We start from the raw sequence: 15,049 nt of genomic DNA on the forward strand, positions 1-15,049 counted from the left end.
GCCGCTTGGTTCCAGGGTTTTGTAAGGCGGCCGGCTCTGTGCCACTATCCCACCACTTGGCTTGGATGCAGGCGATATTCCTGATTCGAGTTGCCTTCAGATTAAAGTAGGGATGCTAATGCCTGATTACAGTATCGACCCAGCGTACGATAAATGCCGGGCTTTCATTGATGCTTGGCGCTCGAAAGGCAGGGGCTGGGACGATATCGCCAGGCTCGGTCGGATGGGAGAGTCGCTTGATAAGGTCAATGGCTGGTTTCTCACGCAGGAGGAAATGGAGGACTGGCCTTCGCTGGGCAACAGTCCAGAAGCGCGATTTGAATGTTGGAAGGAAATTGTTCGTCGCAAGGAGCAGGCAGAACAGCAATCTGTTGCCGCGACAAGACCCTTGATCTTTGTCGGTGCGGAAGAGGCTGAGCCCGGCATGGCGGTTCCGCAAGATGCGCGAAGTGCATGGCAGCTCTACCAAGCATACCTCATCGCGCAAGGCTGGAAGAAAACCTCCGTCGATAATATTCAGAAATCTGCGGTTCGAGTCCTCCAGCGTCTTCGTCTGAGCACGAAAGATCGTATGGCTGTAAAAGGGCTGGTGGTCGGTCATGTTCAGTCTGGCAAGACAGCCAACATGGCTGGTTTGATTTCCATGGCGGCCGACTATCGGTGGAACCTGTTCGTCGTGCTGACAGGGACGCTCGAGAACCTCCGGGTACAAACTAGCAAGCGTCTGGTCGGAGACCTGTTCCAGCATGATGGTAATGTCAGTTGGAAGTCGATTGAACACCCGTCGAGAAATAGCCCATATGGCGCTCGCGCCCAAGACATGCAGTTCGATCCGGGCCGAAGAGACCGCCATCTTGTTGTGTGCCTGAAAAACCCAGCACGATTGAAGCACCTTATTGATTGGATCAAGGCGCACCCGCTGGGGATGTCGCAGATGCGGCTTGTAGTTATTGATGACGAGGCGGATCAGGCTGGAATCAATTCAAATGATTTTTCGAAGGCTGAGCGTACGGTCATTAATGGGCTGATTCTGCAGTTAGTCAGTCTGCCGCTGCAATGCGTGAATTACGTTGCATTTACTGCAACGCCCGCTGCCAACTTTCTCAATGAAGGTCCCGGCGAAACCCTGTACCCAAAAGATTTCATAGCGGTGCTACCGCAAGCTGACGAACATTTTGGGCCTGTTCAGATTTTCGGTAACACCGAAAATGAGAAGGAGCCGCTTGGGGTCGTTCGAGAAGTTACTGGCAAGGACCTGGAGCAGGTGGCCAGTCTTCATAAAGGGGAAGATCTGGCCCTGCCTCATGCACTGGAAGAAAGTCTGATCTGGTACCTGTGCTGCGTAGCAGTGATGAGGTTGTCCGGCGCCGCAAGGCCAGTGAGCATGTTGATACATACGAGTGCGAGACAACTTCATCATGATTTCATGAGTGAAGCGGTGCAAGCAGCGCTCAACGCTTGGTCGTCATTTGATGATGATAAACTGGACGATATTTTTAGGCGCGTATGGGACAGGGTTTCATCAGATCTGGATGTTGCGAAGTTTGCTGAGCGTTTTCACGACTACGGACGGCTCTCTGAAATTAGTGAGCTGCCTAGTTTTGATGATTTTTTTGCAGAGATCCGGACACTCCTCGGAAAGGTGACGGCCATTCAGCTGGATGCGAACTCAAAGCGCACGTACCACCGTGGTATTCACGTGTGTGTCGATAACGGCGCCAACAATGGGGTGACCGACGAGAACGAAGTCCGACGCCTCTTTTATCCTGACGCATCGCAAGGGCTGGATTTTTGTTCGGCATTTATCGTTATCGGCGGTGCTACGCTTTCCCGAGGGCTGACGATTGAGAACCTGGTCAGCACCTTTTTCCTTCGGGGCTCGGCGCAAGCGGACTCCCTCATGCAGATGGGGCGATGGTTTGGTTACCGTAAAGGCTATGAGTTGTTGCCGCGCATCTGGATGTCCGATGATACGAGAGCCAAGTACGAGTTCATGACTGTCGCGGAGGAGGAGCTCCGTGATGATCTACAACGGTTCATGAGTGGAGGCGCCAAACCTGAAGAGTTTGGTCCTCGCGTCCGCGTACATGCGAGTCTCGCTTGGATTCGTCCGACAAGTGCGAACAAAATGCAACGCTCAATCGAGGCAGAATTCGACTTTTCGGGGATCAATCGGCAAACAACTGTTTTCCATGATGGCGATGATGCTGCGGCAATACTTGAAGCCAATTTGTCAGCGACTGAGAAATTTCTGAGTTCGGCAGGTACTAAGCTTGAGCAGTCTAAAATGAGAGGTGCTAACAGTCTTGTCTGGCGCGAAGTTGGTGTAAGTCTGGTAGCCGACTATTTAGCTGATCTGTCGTTTCATCCCGGGAATCAGTTCTTCTCCGACATAAAAGCGTTTTTGACATGGCTCAGTGAGCACGCTGAAAACGCCGGCTACAAAAATTGGAACGTGGTGGTAGCGGGGAGCTCTCCGACGCAAGAAAACAGCTGGGATATTTCTGGGCGGTCTGTAGGTCGGGTAAACCGTAGCCGCTTCTTGGATAGACGTTCGGATAACGGCGTGTCTATTGGTGCGCTGCGAGATCCCAGGGATTTACTGGCGGACGCTGTCGGCCTTGAAGATGGTGTCTTGCCAAAGACGGGTTTCAGTAGTTCTGTAGTGGCTGGGCTTCGCGACAAAGGTGGTGTTGGAGCCACACCTCAATTGCTGATCTATCTCATCGACAAAGTCAGCTATCGCACTCCTTCTATAAATTCGCCGCGTAGAGCGAGGGGCTCGCTCAATGCCAAGGCAGACATTGTAGGTATCAGTCTTTATCTGCCGGGCTCGCAAGGTAAGAAGAAACATTACGTCACTCATGTGACGGTAGGGATTCCTGATACCTTCGTGCCGTTGGAAAACGACCTCGAAGAAACGATAGGCGTGATCTGACCCATGAAGTACTACAGTCTCCAATTGCAGCCCATGCAGGAATCCGGCGCATTTCTGCTTCGTGCGCTGCAGAACGAAGAAACTCCGCTGCTTGACCTGTTGGTACGCGAGTCTGTTCAGAATTCTCTCGACGCGGGGCGCAGTGGTAATCAGGCACTACCGGTTTCAGTGAACTTCCATTTTCGCGAGCATTCGCTGGGTGCTATCGCCTCCACGTTTAGTGAGGGGTTGGACCTGGAAATGCTTGGTAAACGCTATCCGCGTACTCCAAAACTGCTGGAAATTCGCGATTCAGACACTGAGGGGCTGACGGGGCCGATTAGCTTTGACGACGTGGACGCGAGTGGTCAGCACGGTAACTTCCTGAAGCTCGTGTTCGAAATAGGTCGAACTCGCGCTGATGACAGTGCAGGAGGTTCGTGGGGTTTAGGTAAGACCTGTTATTTCCGAATGGGGGCTGGCCTAGTCATCTACTACAGTCGGATCCAGACTCCCGATGGTTATGAAGAGCGATTGGTAGCTTCATTGGTCGAAGATGAAGATCACGCTGACCGCCTTCAGTCCGAGACGAAAACCGGCATTGCCTGGTGGGTGGCAGATGACACCTTAAGTGCAATAACGGCCCAGGACCAGATCCACGAAGTGTTAGATGCATTTGGATCTAGACCGTTCACTGGTAAAACGACCGGAACGGCAATCATCATTCCATTGCTCAAGGAAAATCTGCTACCGGTGTTCTGCGAGGAGGGCAGGCCAGCGCCATGGTGGTACAGCAGTGCTGAAAACTACGTAAGTGTTGCGATCCAGCGATGGTTCAGTGCTCGGCTGGATAACCCTTTTTTCGCCAGCGGTCGATATCTGAGCGCGTCGGTTAATGGTAATGAGATCACTAGTGGGGAGATGTTACCGACATTTCGGGTGAGTCAGTGCTTGTACGATCGTGCGGTCCGAGATGTGCCAGAAAAGGGAGATTATCTAACGGACATAGGCGTCAAGAATGAAGATGTACTCTGCAGAGCTATTCAATTGCGGGGTGAGTTCGTGGCTAGTGCTCCTGCGGGGTGGCTGGTTGCTGTGGCTTTAAGCCCACGTCAGTTACAGATGGACGCGCCAGACAACGTGGCTAGCCCTGAAACCTGCATCTTCTCCAAAGCAGACAGCGGCGCGCCCCATCGCCCGATAGTGACGTTCATGCGTTCCCCTGGAATGAATATCTGTTGGGATGACAGTATCGATTCGCGAGGCTGGGCTGGCGGGTTCACTGGTTTTGCGGATGGCCGATACGTTATGGCGCTCTTCCTGCCAGATTCCGAACAAGAGCTCCTGCCCTCCCAAGCCAGAGGGTTGCGCTCGACCATACAAAATCTCGAAGGGTATTTGAGGAGTTGCGAGCGTGCAGATCATGCCGCTTGGATAGATGTCAGCGGAGGGGGAATCGTCGGAAAGATTCGTTCTCAGTGTGGCCGGGCTTTGAAAGATTTCGGCGTGCCGCCCCAGCCCAGTGTGACCGTAAAGCCTTTGATGCGGATCTCCCGCAAGTTTGCCGAGCTCGTACTTCCCAGTCGAGGGTTTGGTGGGGATGGGCGGTTTGGCAAAGCGACGCCACGTACGGCCATTTCCATTCGACAAGATCCCAGAGGGGGCACGGTGCTTTCGCCCGAACTGGAGATAACTGACATCAGGTATGAAGCCTCCTTCATCGTCATGAAGTGGTGTCTGAGGTGGGGGATGGTGCAGCCAAATCTACCAAGGGAGATCGTTGTATCGGTGGATTCAGAAGCTGGGCCTATCACCTTTGATCAGTGGATTGAAAGCGGGCTCGGCGCATTCCCCTTTCGATTTGAGGCAATCCAATTAGCTAGCTCGGCTATTTCTGTGCACAGCACTGAAGTTGCCGATGGAAGCGCTGTCAGGCTCATGGTTGTTACTGCGTCTGTTCAACCAGGACTGATTCTGGAGGGGGAGCTTAACGTCAGAGTGGTTGAGTCCGGCGGCAAGTTGCTGCGTCCGGTGATCAGTGTCCGGGCTTCGGGTACAAATGGAGTTGTGGAATGAGTACGCGGCTGCCGCTATACCGAACGCTGTATGCACCACTCGGCGGTGCAAGCGAGTCCGAAGTGAAGTATATCTTTCGGTCAGATGACGGCATTGACCCAGGCGCGACTGCGATCAGTGGTAGTCAATATGCTCTGGGAAAGGAAAGTGACTGGAGTCCGGATGAGCATCCCTTGGAGGTTCAATGTTGGATCGATAAGGCTCCGCTTCTGGAGGCCATTTTCGGTTCCGACGGGGTGGTGAGCACGGAGGCTGAAGTATTGCTTGCGCTGGAGTGGGCTTCTGCAGACTCCTGCTGGCGCACACTTGGGTCTGTTCATACCGTGCGCCACGATGCGGAGAGCGACAACGTGGTACTCGACATCGAATTGGCCGCTGGTACGGTCAGAGGTAGCGGTTTTTTATCGGTTCAAGCATTTCTAGGCAAGTGTGCGACAGAGTTTACTCCCGGATTTGCACATCACCCTGGAGCTCGATTAGGTCTTTTAGCACACCCAATCGAAATCGTCATAGATGGTGATGGCTCCCTTTTCCCTGTGCTGGAAGAGTCCTTGGGCGTAGATGGGCCGCTGTGGGCGTTGAAGGCTTGCTGGAGTGATCCGCAGGATGAGCCCTTTACCAGCGACTATGTCGCTCTGGTTCTAAACAACGCCCACCCGAATTTCGAGCAATTGCGCGATCGTAGGGCTCAGAATCCCGAGCAATCGCCGTTGATGCGTCAGGTTTTCGCGAGTTGGCTTGCACTGGTCATTGCTCATGTCAAGGACGACATGGGCGTAGAGTTTGATACCTATCTTGGAGCTCCAGACGCCGATGAAGGCATCGCAAGTATTGCGGATGCGGTTCGCTCATTCATTCGACTTGGTGATTTGAGTACAGGCTCGCTTCCGGAGTTGTTCGTATCTACACAATGTTGGCTGGATCAACGAGTGCGGGAACTGGAGAAAGAGGCATGAGCTTTCCGAGGTTGAACCTCAAGTTATCGCAGCGCCACTTTGACGAGATGGTCAAAAACGATGATTTTCGCCACGATAGGTTGAATCCGGAATTAGAGGAAATACGTCGCCAGTTATTCGCCGTCGTGTCTCTGTATGAGCCTACTGCGAGAAGCAACGTCTCAGGCCCTGGCGCCTATGACATGAAACTCGGCCTTGCCTTGTATCGAATATTGGCAGAGGCCGGCATGGATACTCGTACCGCCGCAGATGATGGATGGTGGCGCTTTCTCTCCCTGCGAGTGCTGCCGGATCTGGTAAAGGGGCGCTGGGACAGCGCGCCACCTGTGCGGTATTGGAAAGGACGAAGCCGCATCTGGCTACGGGCAATGTGGTGGACCGTTCATCTTACGTGGCAGGGCTCCGAGGAAAAGACTCGAAAAGTACTGGAGAATGTGACCACTGATACGGTTGTGCAATTGGTTGAGCGCCCAGGCAAAGGAGGTTTTAGGATTGAGCTGACACGGTTGATTTTCAAGAGGCGTCAGTTGCTCAAGCCCTCTCAGGATCAGTTCAGAGCAATCATGAAACTCAATACGGCGCAGATCGTGTTGAAAGAACCCCTGTTTTGCGAAGGCGGTTTGTTGGGGTACGTTGACGCGTTGTTTGTTGATGTGGGATGCATGCCTATCGATTCGGAGAGTGGTCATGACTGATCTGCTTAAAGAGATCCAGGAGGGCTTCGCCAACCTCGATGAGAGCGGCCGAATGCTGCCTATCAAGGCTATGCCGGTTGAGTGTCCTGCGTGGGTCTTTCGAGAAGGTGACATATTCGGCGTTGCCGTTGAATGTTCTGAGCACTTGGAAATTTCAGAAGGGTTTGCTGGCGCCAAGCTTCGGACCGTGGAGCGAGTTGTCGCGGGTCAACATCGGTGCTTCCTTCGGCTGGAGTCGTCCATCGAATGGCTTCGAAACGAGTTTGGAGTGATCTGCGAGCATATGGTGAGCGTCGAGTCCGGCACTGCTGTTCGCAAAGCGTTGCTGACTGCCCCTTTGGTTTGGTGGGAGCGCTGGAGGCATCTGCTGGGCAATGCTTTGGTCGATAGACATGGCTATGACGTGTTGGCTGAACTGCTGGCCTTACACACTCTGGTTATCCGAGGAGTCGGCTTCGAATGGTCTGGGCCTTTCGGCGGCGTGGTTGATATCAAGACTCCAGTGACTGATTACGAGGTCAAGTCAACGATCAGCCGCTACGGAGCCATAGTCAATATATCAGGGCAGTTTCAACTAGCTGCCTCATCTGGTAAACCATTGCAACTGGTTCACTACAGGTTCGAGGCCGTCGATGATGGTCTGTCGATCGACCTCGTTTGTGATCGTCTCATTACGCTTGGCGTCGATGCGGCGATGCTGGAAGGCGCGTTGCAGCGCCTTGGGATGGAAGCGGGGTGCTCTACCCGGAAAGAGGCATACGACTTACTAGAGGTTAATTCATATGCGGTCGATGATGATTTTCCGCGGATAACACCTGCAAGTTTCATTGGTGGGGTGATGCCGGTAGGCGTAGTTAAATTTGAATATAGTGTTGATCTGTCTGGATTTAAATCACAGCAGTTCTAGGGGTTAATGTTGGGTTCGTGCTTGTTTGAGCTTTAGTGCTCCATATCCGCAGAATTTTAATTGCGGCGTGTATATGCATTTTTCCGCATGTCGATCCTAAGTGCTAATAAGCGTAGCGCATATAATAGGGGGTAATGATTGTGCTCAACAACCCATATAAAGATGGCGCGCTCCACCTATTTTATATTTCTCAGTAAGTCGGATATTTGTGGGGAGTAAAACGTTGGTTTTCTTGTTTGACCAAGACTAGGAACATAATTTTATTTTAGGTGAGTGTCGCAGTCAGCTGAGGAAACTCCGGCCAGGAAATATATTGTTTTTTACTATCAGGCACGGCCTCCAGAAGCCAATTCATCGTTACCTCTGGCTTGCGGATTCCGCACTCCCAAAGCTCGAACACGCGCCAACCTTGTTGGAGCAGTTCGTGCCTGTTTCTCGTATCTCGATTCACATTTTGCTCAAATTTTGAGCGCCAGAAATCTTCACGAGAGCTTGGGGTGGTTGCATATCTGCAGCCAGGGTGCCTGTGCCAGAAACAGCCATGAATGAGTATGCAGAGATGGTAGCGAGGTAGCACAATGTCGGGGCGACCGGGAAGCTCCCGTGGATGAAGTCGATACCTGAATCCATTTTTGTGCAGCAGCTTACGGACCTTCATCTCAGGGACTGTATTGGTGCCGTGGATGTTGGCCATCATTTTAGACCTGACATCTTTACTGACTACGTCCATTAATCACTCCCGAGATGTGTCTGCACCTGCTCAAGAATTCGGTCTTAGAAGCCGTGATAGCCGGCCCTAAGCCAATATAAATAGCAGGTTTTGGCTTCAAATGAGGGGCTTGATAATGACGTTTTCTTATCAGCGGCAGGCAGTGGCCTGGGTCCGATTATTCGCGGAAGCGCCTTTGACTGGCGCTGCAGGCTACGTCAAGGGAGAAGCGTCGATGGGGCGTTGTCGCAGTCAACGCCACTGTAGCTGCGCTCCTGTCCCAATCCTAGTACAGTATCGCAGCTCGGCTGCCTAAGCTGTCGCCATTCATGATTTTTTGAACAATGAAGCCCATGATTCAATACCAGAACACCCTCTTCCCTCCGAAAGCGATCGTCGAGTCAACGGCTGCAGTCAAAGACGCTATTCAGATCGTCGACCTTTTTGCTGGCCCAGGAGGGTTGGGTGAAGGTTTTTCATCGTCTGGAGGTGGGAAGCACTTCGATATTATCGTTTCTGCCGAAATGGATTCTGTTGCTAGGAAGACGCTCAGGCTGCGAGCTTATTATCGCTTGCTCAAGCGCGAGTACCCTGATGGGCTTCAGGATTACTACCGGTACTGCAATGGGGAGACGACTGAACCCAGTTCCCCTGAAACAGAGAAATATTGGAACCGGGCTGAGCAGGAGGCGCGTCAAATCACCTTGGGTTCGGAAGAGGGCGACAGAGAGTTAAATAAACTCATCAATGCCCGATTGAATAACGACGGGCGTCCGTGGGTCCTCATTGGTGGCCCTCCATGCCAAGCGTATTCGATTGTTGGTCGAGCACGAAATCAAGCCAAGCAGGGTTATATTCCTGAGGATGACCATAGGCATTTTCTTTATAAGGACTATTTGCGCATCATCAAAGACTATTGTCCTACCGTTTTCGTCATGGAAAATGTCAAGGGTATCTTATCCTCAAAGATTGGCGGCAAAAGGATCTTTTCGCAGATCTTGAAGGATCTGGCAGATCCCACCAGAGCGTTGGATAACGCTGAGGGAGGGCAAAAATACAAGATTTGCTCTCTGGTTTCCGAGGAGTCATATAGTTCTTCAGACTGCATAGACAAAGTGAACCCAAAATCTTTCATAATTGAAGCGGAAAAATACGGAATTCCACAAGCTCGTCATCGTGTCATTCTCTTGGGAATAGCACTCGATGAGAACGGTAATGTCCCGTTTCATGAACTTTTAGAAACCGCCGGCCCAGTATCGGTGAAAGAAGCCATTGGCGGCCTACCCAAGCTTAGAAGTAAGCTCTCGAGAGGTTTGGATTCCTTTGAAGCTTGGTATAAGACTGTTGCTGACGAAGTGGAGGATTTGGTACACCATGCGGTGCTTGAAAATGGAAAACTGATTGATCCACTGCAAAAAACTCGCCAAGCTCTTATCAACGCACCCCTGAGTTCAGGTGGTGAACGAGTACCAAAGGAACTGGGTCAGGGGGGGACCGGTATTCCATCTCTGGATACTTGGTATCAGGACACCAACATCAAGTATTGGATGGGTCACGATGCCCGTAGCCATATGCGGTCGGACCTTCGGCGATACGTGTTTGCTAGTACTTTTGCTGAACACAACAAGTTTTCTCCCAAGGGGCATCAGCAGTTTTCTCTTCCAGGTCTTGCTCCAGCTCACAAAAACTGGGAAAGCGGTAAGTTTAGCGACCGCTTCAGAGTTCAGCTTGCAGAGCTTCCTGCCACTACTATTACTAGCCACATCTCGAAGGATGGGCACTATTTTATTCATTACGACCCTGCGCAATGTCGCAGTTTGACTGTTCGCGAAGCCGCGCGGCTTCAGACGTTCCCTGATAATTATTATTTCGAAGGGAATCGCACCCAGCAATATCACCAAGTTGGTAATGCGGTACCGCCTTTGTTAGCCAAAAAAATCGCGGAAATTGTATATGGTGTTGTGTGTCGGCGTGTTGTCGAAGGCCAAGATAGAGCTAGCGCCGTTCCTATATTAGATCAAGCGCTGAGTAACACCTGAAGGGCAACTAATACTCGGTTTTGATCAATGACTTTCGCCATGGCCATTGCGGCGTCCAGCATCATTGATGCCGAGGTCATTCATCAACCTGAACCGCTCGGCTTTTTCCTCTGGTTCAGTCATGGCCATCGCCAAGTACAAGCTTGGCGGTACGGCCCTGAAAAGCACCTCCGTGGACTTTGACAAGATGACCCCTTCGGTAAATTTCCCTGACTCCTTATGCGCCGAAAGCATCAGCTTTTTCTGAGCATCATTGAGCTCCCGGAATCTCGCAATTTTGTTCACCTCATCCGGCGGCATATTCAAGCAGATCCACCACTCAATCATTTTCAGCATCGGCTCGGCCGCTTTTGGCAGGTCATCAATGTTCTGCGTAGCCAACCAAAACCAAGCCCCCAGTTTCCGCCACATTTTGGTGATCTTGAGCCTCCAAGGGGAAAGCCGCGGATTCTTGATGATGATGTGCCCCTCATCCGTCACATTGATGATCGGCCTGCCAAGCATTTGGTCCCTCTCAGCAATAATATTGTTCACGGTGTTGATCAACGAGATGTACGCAATCGAAAGCTGGGATTTGTAACCCTTACGCGCGTAGGTGGCGAGATCGACGATGTTGATATCAGCCTCCGGCCATAGCGATCCTCCTCTGTTGAACAGGTCGTGGAGCCAGATAGAGAAAAGCCTGCAGCGATGCAGGCTTTTTTTGCCTTGGATTTGGCTCGGCCGTTCACGCGCGACATCCATCGCGCGTGAACCTTGCCCTTACAACGTCTGCACAATCACCTGACTTTTCAGATCATTGACCATCCCCTCGATCGCCGGCTTCATTGCGATGAAGTCCTGCGGGCTGCACTGCGCGTCGGTGTGGTTGAACTGGTAGCGGCGGGTGATCACGACGCCGTTGCCATCCTGGGCGTAGGTGGCTTGGTAATCGAAGCCGCCTTGCTTGAGGGCTACCGCCTTGGGCACTGCCAGAATGTTTACCGTCTTGGGGAAGTCGAAGCGTGCCTGCTCCGAGATTTCGCCAGAGAGGCAGGTGAAGTTCTGGGTGCGTTCTTTCTCGGCCATAAACGCAAACACGTTCTGGGAAATGCCGCCCGCGAGGCTGGAGAAGGTCGGCACGCCGGTGGGGCCTGGCAGGTTGACCAGGTTTTCGGTGTGGCCCTTGATCACAGACTTGAAGGTCGGTGCGTTGCCTTCCAGTGTGTCGCTTTCTACCTCGCCACCACCGGACTGGCCGTACATGCTGAGGATTTGCTGCGTCAGTTGTTTCATGTCGGCGGGGGGCATCGATTTGAACACGAAGCGATTGAACTCCGCGCCCCAGCCTTCCACGGTGGAGGTGTTGTTGAAGTCGGCGGCACCGCTGTCCGCGACGTTGAATGTCAGCGTGTTGTCGACCTTGCTCAGTTGGCTGATCGGCGTGCGCTCCAGTACGCCGGTCTGGGTCAGCAGCACTGGTTTGCCCAGTTCCGGGATCGGCAGGTAGCCGGCCGCAAGCGGTGTGGCGGTGGAGTCCAGGTACAGGTCCAGGCTTGGCACGTAGGTAATGGCATGGTTGAGCAGCCCGAGTGTCGGCACGGTTGGCAGGGCGTAGGCGTTGCCGAAGTTGATCAGCGCGGGCGAGCTTTCGATGGCTACGGCCTTGAGCAGGGCTTCGAGCAGGGCGACATGGTCTTTGCAGTCGCCGTAACGGTTGTCCAGCACGGCCTGCGCCGGGTGTGGCACCACGCCGCCGGCGCCGACGTACACGGCGACGTAGCGAATGTTCTTGCGCACCCAGTCACTCAGCGCCAGGGCTTTGCTGCGGGGCGTGTCGAGTTGGGCGGTGAGTTCCTTGGCCAGTTGTGTGATAGCGGGTGTCAATTCAACCTGGGCCCGGGCGGCGTAGGCTTGGGCAAATTGCGTGTAGTCGGCGAATGTCGATACGGCAATGAATTGCCCGTAGTCGGTGTAGGCGACAGCGCCGTTTTCTATGCGGGATTTCTCGGTGGGCTGCAGGTCCCAGCGATAGATCTTGCGTCCGGGTGCCGCTGCAGGCGTGGACGCCTTGTAGCCTTTGGCGTCAGCGTACAGCGGCATGTTCGCCGGCATGTCGTAGGAAAAGCTGGTCTGCTCGGTGTGGTAGAAGTCCGGCGCGTTCATGTCTTCGAACTGCTGGGGAAACAACGGCTTGTTGCGCTGGCGCTGATAACGCAAGACCAGGCGGTCGCCCACGGCCACATCCGGGAAGATGACCACTTTGACCCGCGAATCCTGGAACATCGGCGCATCCGTCGAAGCCCGCTCCTGCTGCTCCTTGATTTGCTTGGGTTGCACGCGGATTTTGCGGCCGCTGGCTTTCTGGGTGTAGGCCTCGACGATCTTCAGGGTTTCCAGTGTGCGGTTGAAGGCCAATGGGCGCTGGGCGTGCAATTTGATTGCGCGCTCTTCATTGACCTTGGCGATGATTTCCACGTCGAGCACAAAGCTGCCGTCGGCGTTGACCACATAAGACTGGGTGTTTTTTTCAATGGTGAGCGAGTGGTCGGTGTCGTCGGCCTGCACCTGTGCAGTGAACAGCCCGCAAACGACCACGGCCAGCGCGCCGAACAGGCGTGCCTGGAAGAGAGTAAAGCCTTGCATAAAGATCCTTCTGAACGATGACGCGCACCGTCTTCAAGAGGGTGCACGCTCCTTGGGTAATCCGCTTAATGCGAAGCGTTACTATATAGAGATGGCAAAGGGCCTGCTGATTTTTTACGGATTTTCAGCCCTTCAGGACTGCTTGATACGTGGCGCTACAACCGAGGCGGCAACATCCCAAGTCAGCAGCAGTTGGGTAATCGCCGCGTCGATCACGGCATGGGGCACGTTATCGCGTGCCAGGATCGAAACGCCCTGCAAAAAACTGTCGAACACCGCCGCCATCGCTGCGCCGCTCGGCATATCGGGCAATTGCCCGGTACGGATCGCACGCTCAACACAGGCCACTATTCCCGCCCGCGTGCGCACCCGGGATTGCGTCAGTGCATCCGCCACCCGCGCATTCTCGGGACTCGGTGCGCTCATGACGCCAAGCGCCACCATGCAGCCCTTGGGATGCCCGTCTTCACACTGCATGCGCGCTGACTGGCGTAGGGCAGTCTCTATGGCTTGGCGCGGCAGCAGGGTTTCGTCCCACAGGCATTCGGTGACTTGGGCGTAGGTCGCCAGGTAGCGCTGCACACATTCGTCGAACAAGGCTTCCTTGGAACCGAACGCGGCGTAAAAACTCGGCGCGGAGATGCCGCCACCTAGTCCGGCCTTGAGCTGGGCGAGGGAAGTGGCGTCGTAACCGTGTTGCCAGAACAGGTGCATGGCCTGTTCGACGGCGTGGTCGCGATCGAAATTACGGGGGCGGCCCATTTGTGCCATTTGCGGTCTCCGGTGGGGAAGCGAGATAAATACTAGTCGATACATAAGTCGTTGACAACGTGCGGTCAGCGCCCGCAACATTTGTATCGATCAGTATTTAAGTCCCTCAAAGGAGTTGCCCGTGACCCCCTCACTCAGTCTATCCGCGTCATCCGAACGCCTGCCCATCGGTGCCTTGCTCGCCCTGGCGATGACCGGTTTCATCTGCATCGTCACCGAAACCTTGCCCGCAGGCCTGCTGCCCTTGATCAGCGAGGGCCTGGCGATCTCGCCGTCGATGGCTGGGCAGATGGTCACCGCATATGCCTTGGGTTCGGTGCTCGCGGTGATCCCCATGACCATTGCGACCCGTGGCTGGCGTCGGCGCAATGTGCTGCTGCTGACCATCGTTGGCTTCCTGCTGTTCAACTCCATTACGGCGCTGTCGTCCCACTATGGCGTGACCCTGGTCGCGCGCTTCTTTGCCGGTGTCGCGGCAGGGTTGGCCTGGAGCCTGTTGGCCGGTTACGCCCGGCGCATGGTGGCGCCGCACCAGCAGGGCAGGGCGCTGGCGCTGGCGATGGTCGGCACGCCGATTGCGCTGTCGCTGGGCGTGCCGCTGGGCACGTGGCTGGGCGGGTTGATGGGCTGGCGCACCACGTTCGGGCTGATGTCGGCGCTGACGTTGGGGCTGATCGTCTGGGTGCTGGTGAAGGTTCCGGACTATCCACCGCAGGCCGCGCATCAGCGTGTGTCCCTGGGCCAGGTGTTGATCACGCCGGGCGTGCGCCCGGTGCTGGCGGTGGTGATCAGTTGGATGCTGGCGCACAACATTCTGTACACCTACATCGCCCCGTTCGTGGCGCAAGCGGGCCTGGCGGAGCGGGTGGATGGGGTGCTGCTGGTGTTTGGCGTGGCCGCGTTGGCGGGGATTTGGCTGACGGCCAGGCTGGTCGAGCCGTTGTTGCGCAACACGGTGCTGGCCAGCCTGGCGACGTTTGCAGCGGTCAGCGTGGCGTTGGGTCTGCTCGGAAACCTGCCCCAGGTGATTTACCTCGGTGTCGCTGTGTGGGGCCTGAGCTTTGGCGGCGCCGCGACACTGTTGCAAACCGCTCTGGCCGATGCGGCGGGAGAGGGCGCTGACGTCGCGCTGTCGCTGAATGTGGTGGCGTGGAATAGCGCGATTGCTGCCAGCGGTGTGGCAGGCGGGGTGTTGCTGGAGACCTGGGGCGTGACCTCGTTTCCGTGGGCGATGTTGCTACTGATCGCGCTGGCATTTGCATTGGCCTGGGGCGCTCGCAGCCATGGTTTCAAGCCGGGCGCGCGGGGTGCGGGAAAACCTACAGCGGTCGGGCACTAATCTGACATCTTGTAG

The 15,049-nt window shown here is 54.6% G+C and carries 10 protein-coding genes and 1 pseudogene; 7 read left to right on the forward strand and 4 right to left on the reverse strand.

The genetic code is table 11. The features are described from left to right. Positions 1-118 precede the first annotated feature (118 nt). The 5 genes from ACU688_RS03980 to ACU688_RS04000 are packed head-to-tail and all read left to right on the forward strand — an operon-like array spanning position 119 to position 7,551. Entirely contained in the window at positions 119-2,938 is a 2,820-nt protein-coding gene (locus tag ACU688_RS03980) for a Z1 domain-containing protein (RefSeq protein WP_448183714.1), read from the forward strand. A 3-nt stretch (positions 2,939-2,941) separates the two neighbouring features. Beyond that, on the forward strand, positions 2,942-4,993 hold the full coding sequence (locus ACU688_RS03985) for a hypothetical protein (protein ID WP_448183715.1): 2,052 nt from the start codon (positions 2,942-2,944) through the stop codon (positions 4,991-4,993). Next, positions 4,990-5,949, forward strand: coding sequence for a hypothetical protein (locus ACU688_RS03990; protein ID WP_448183716.1), 960 nt, complete (start codon positions 4,990-4,992; stop codon positions 5,947-5,949). Before ACU688_RS03985 ends, ACU688_RS03990 begins: the two co-directional genes overlap by 4 nt. Then, entirely contained in the window at positions 5,946-6,644 is a 699-nt protein-coding gene (locus ACU688_RS03995) for a DUF6339 family protein (protein ID WP_448183717.1), read from the forward strand. The genes ACU688_RS03990 and ACU688_RS03995 overlap by 4 nt, the downstream gene beginning before the upstream one ends. Then, positions 6,637-7,551: a PD-(D/E)XK motif protein gene (locus tag ACU688_RS04000; protein ID WP_448183718.1), complete on the forward strand. Its 915-nt coding sequence runs from the start codon at positions 6,637-6,639 to the stop codon at positions 7,549-7,551. The genes ACU688_RS03995 and ACU688_RS04000 overlap by 8 nt, the downstream gene beginning before the upstream one ends. Positions 7,552-7,816: 265 nt before the next feature. Here ACU688_RS04000 and ACU688_RS04005 read toward each other — a convergent pair whose 3' ends face one another. Then, positions 7,817-8,281, reverse strand: coding sequence for a very short patch repair endonuclease (locus ACU688_RS04005; protein WP_448183719.1), 465 nt, complete (start codon positions 8,279-8,281; stop codon positions 7,817-7,819). Positions 8,282-8,613: 332 nt separating this feature from the next. Between ACU688_RS04005 and ACU688_RS04010 the strand changes: the two genes are divergently transcribed. Then, entirely contained in the window at positions 8,614-10,299 is a 1,686-nt protein-coding gene (locus ACU688_RS04010; protein WP_448183720.1) for a DNA cytosine methyltransferase, read from the forward strand. Here ACU688_RS04010 and ACU688_RS04015 read toward each other — a convergent pair. From ACU688_RS04015 to ACU688_RS04025, 3 genes and pseudogenes are all read right to left on the reverse strand, one after another. Continuing rightward, positions 10,278-10,959: pseudogene (locus ACU688_RS04015) on the reverse strand (conjugative transfer ATPase); the annotation flags it as partial. The gene ACU688_RS04010 and the pseudogene ACU688_RS04015 sit on opposite strands and share 22 nt — an antisense overlap. A 102-nt stretch (positions 10,960-11,061) precedes the next feature. Then, positions 11,062-12,924, reverse strand: coding sequence for a DUF3857 domain-containing transglutaminase family protein (locus ACU688_RS04020; RefSeq protein ID WP_448183721.1), 1,863 nt, complete (start codon positions 12,922-12,924; stop codon positions 11,062-11,064). 132 nt (positions 12,925-13,056) lie between these two features. Next, positions 13,057-13,695: a TetR/AcrR family transcriptional regulator gene (locus tag ACU688_RS04025; RefSeq protein WP_448183722.1), complete on the reverse strand. Its 639-nt coding sequence runs from the start codon at positions 13,693-13,695 to the stop codon at positions 13,057-13,059. 121 nt (positions 13,696-13,816) lie between these two features. Between ACU688_RS04025 and ACU688_RS04030 the strand changes: the two genes are divergently transcribed. Beyond that, positions 13,817-15,034: an MFS transporter gene (locus ACU688_RS04030; RefSeq protein ID WP_448183723.1), complete on the forward strand. Its 1,218-nt coding sequence runs from the start codon at positions 13,817-13,819 to the stop codon at positions 15,032-15,034. Positions 15,035-15,049: the final 15 nt, after the last annotated feature.

The sequence above is a fragment of the Pseudomonas acericola (SeqCode) genome, assembly GCF_053456465.1.

Coding starts and splice junctions, on each gene's coding strand:
- ACU688_RS04020 (WP_448183721.1), bottom strand. CDS start 12,924: ATGCAAGGCTTTACTCTCTTCCAGGCACGCCTGTTCGGCGCGCTGGCC.
- ACU688_RS03990 (WP_448183716.1), top strand. CDS start 4,990: ATGAGTACGCGGCTGCCGCTATACCGAACGCTGTATGCACCACTCGGC.
- ACU688_RS03985 (WP_448183715.1), top strand. CDS start 2,942: ATGAAGTACTACAGTCTCCAATTGCAGCCCATGCAGGAATCCGGCGCA.
- ACU688_RS04010 (WP_448183720.1), top strand. CDS start 8,614: ATGATTCAATACCAGAACACCCTCTTCCCTCCGAAAGCGATCGTCGAG.
- ACU688_RS04000 (WP_448183718.1), top strand. CDS start 6,637: ATGACTGATCTGCTTAAAGAGATCCAGGAGGGCTTCGCCAACCTCGAT.
- ACU688_RS04005 (WP_448183719.1), bottom strand. CDS start 8,281: ATGGACGTAGTCAGTAAAGATGTCAGGTCTAAAATGATGGCCAACATC.
- ACU688_RS03980 (WP_448183714.1), top strand. CDS start 119: ATGCCTGATTACAGTATCGACCCAGCGTACGATAAATGCCGGGCTTTC.
- ACU688_RS03995 (WP_448183717.1), top strand. CDS start 5,946: ATGAGCTTTCCGAGGTTGAACCTCAAGTTATCGCAGCGCCACTTTGAC.
- ACU688_RS04025 (WP_448183722.1), bottom strand. CDS start 13,695: ATGGCACAAATGGGCCGCCCCCGTAATTTCGATCGCGACCACGCCGTC.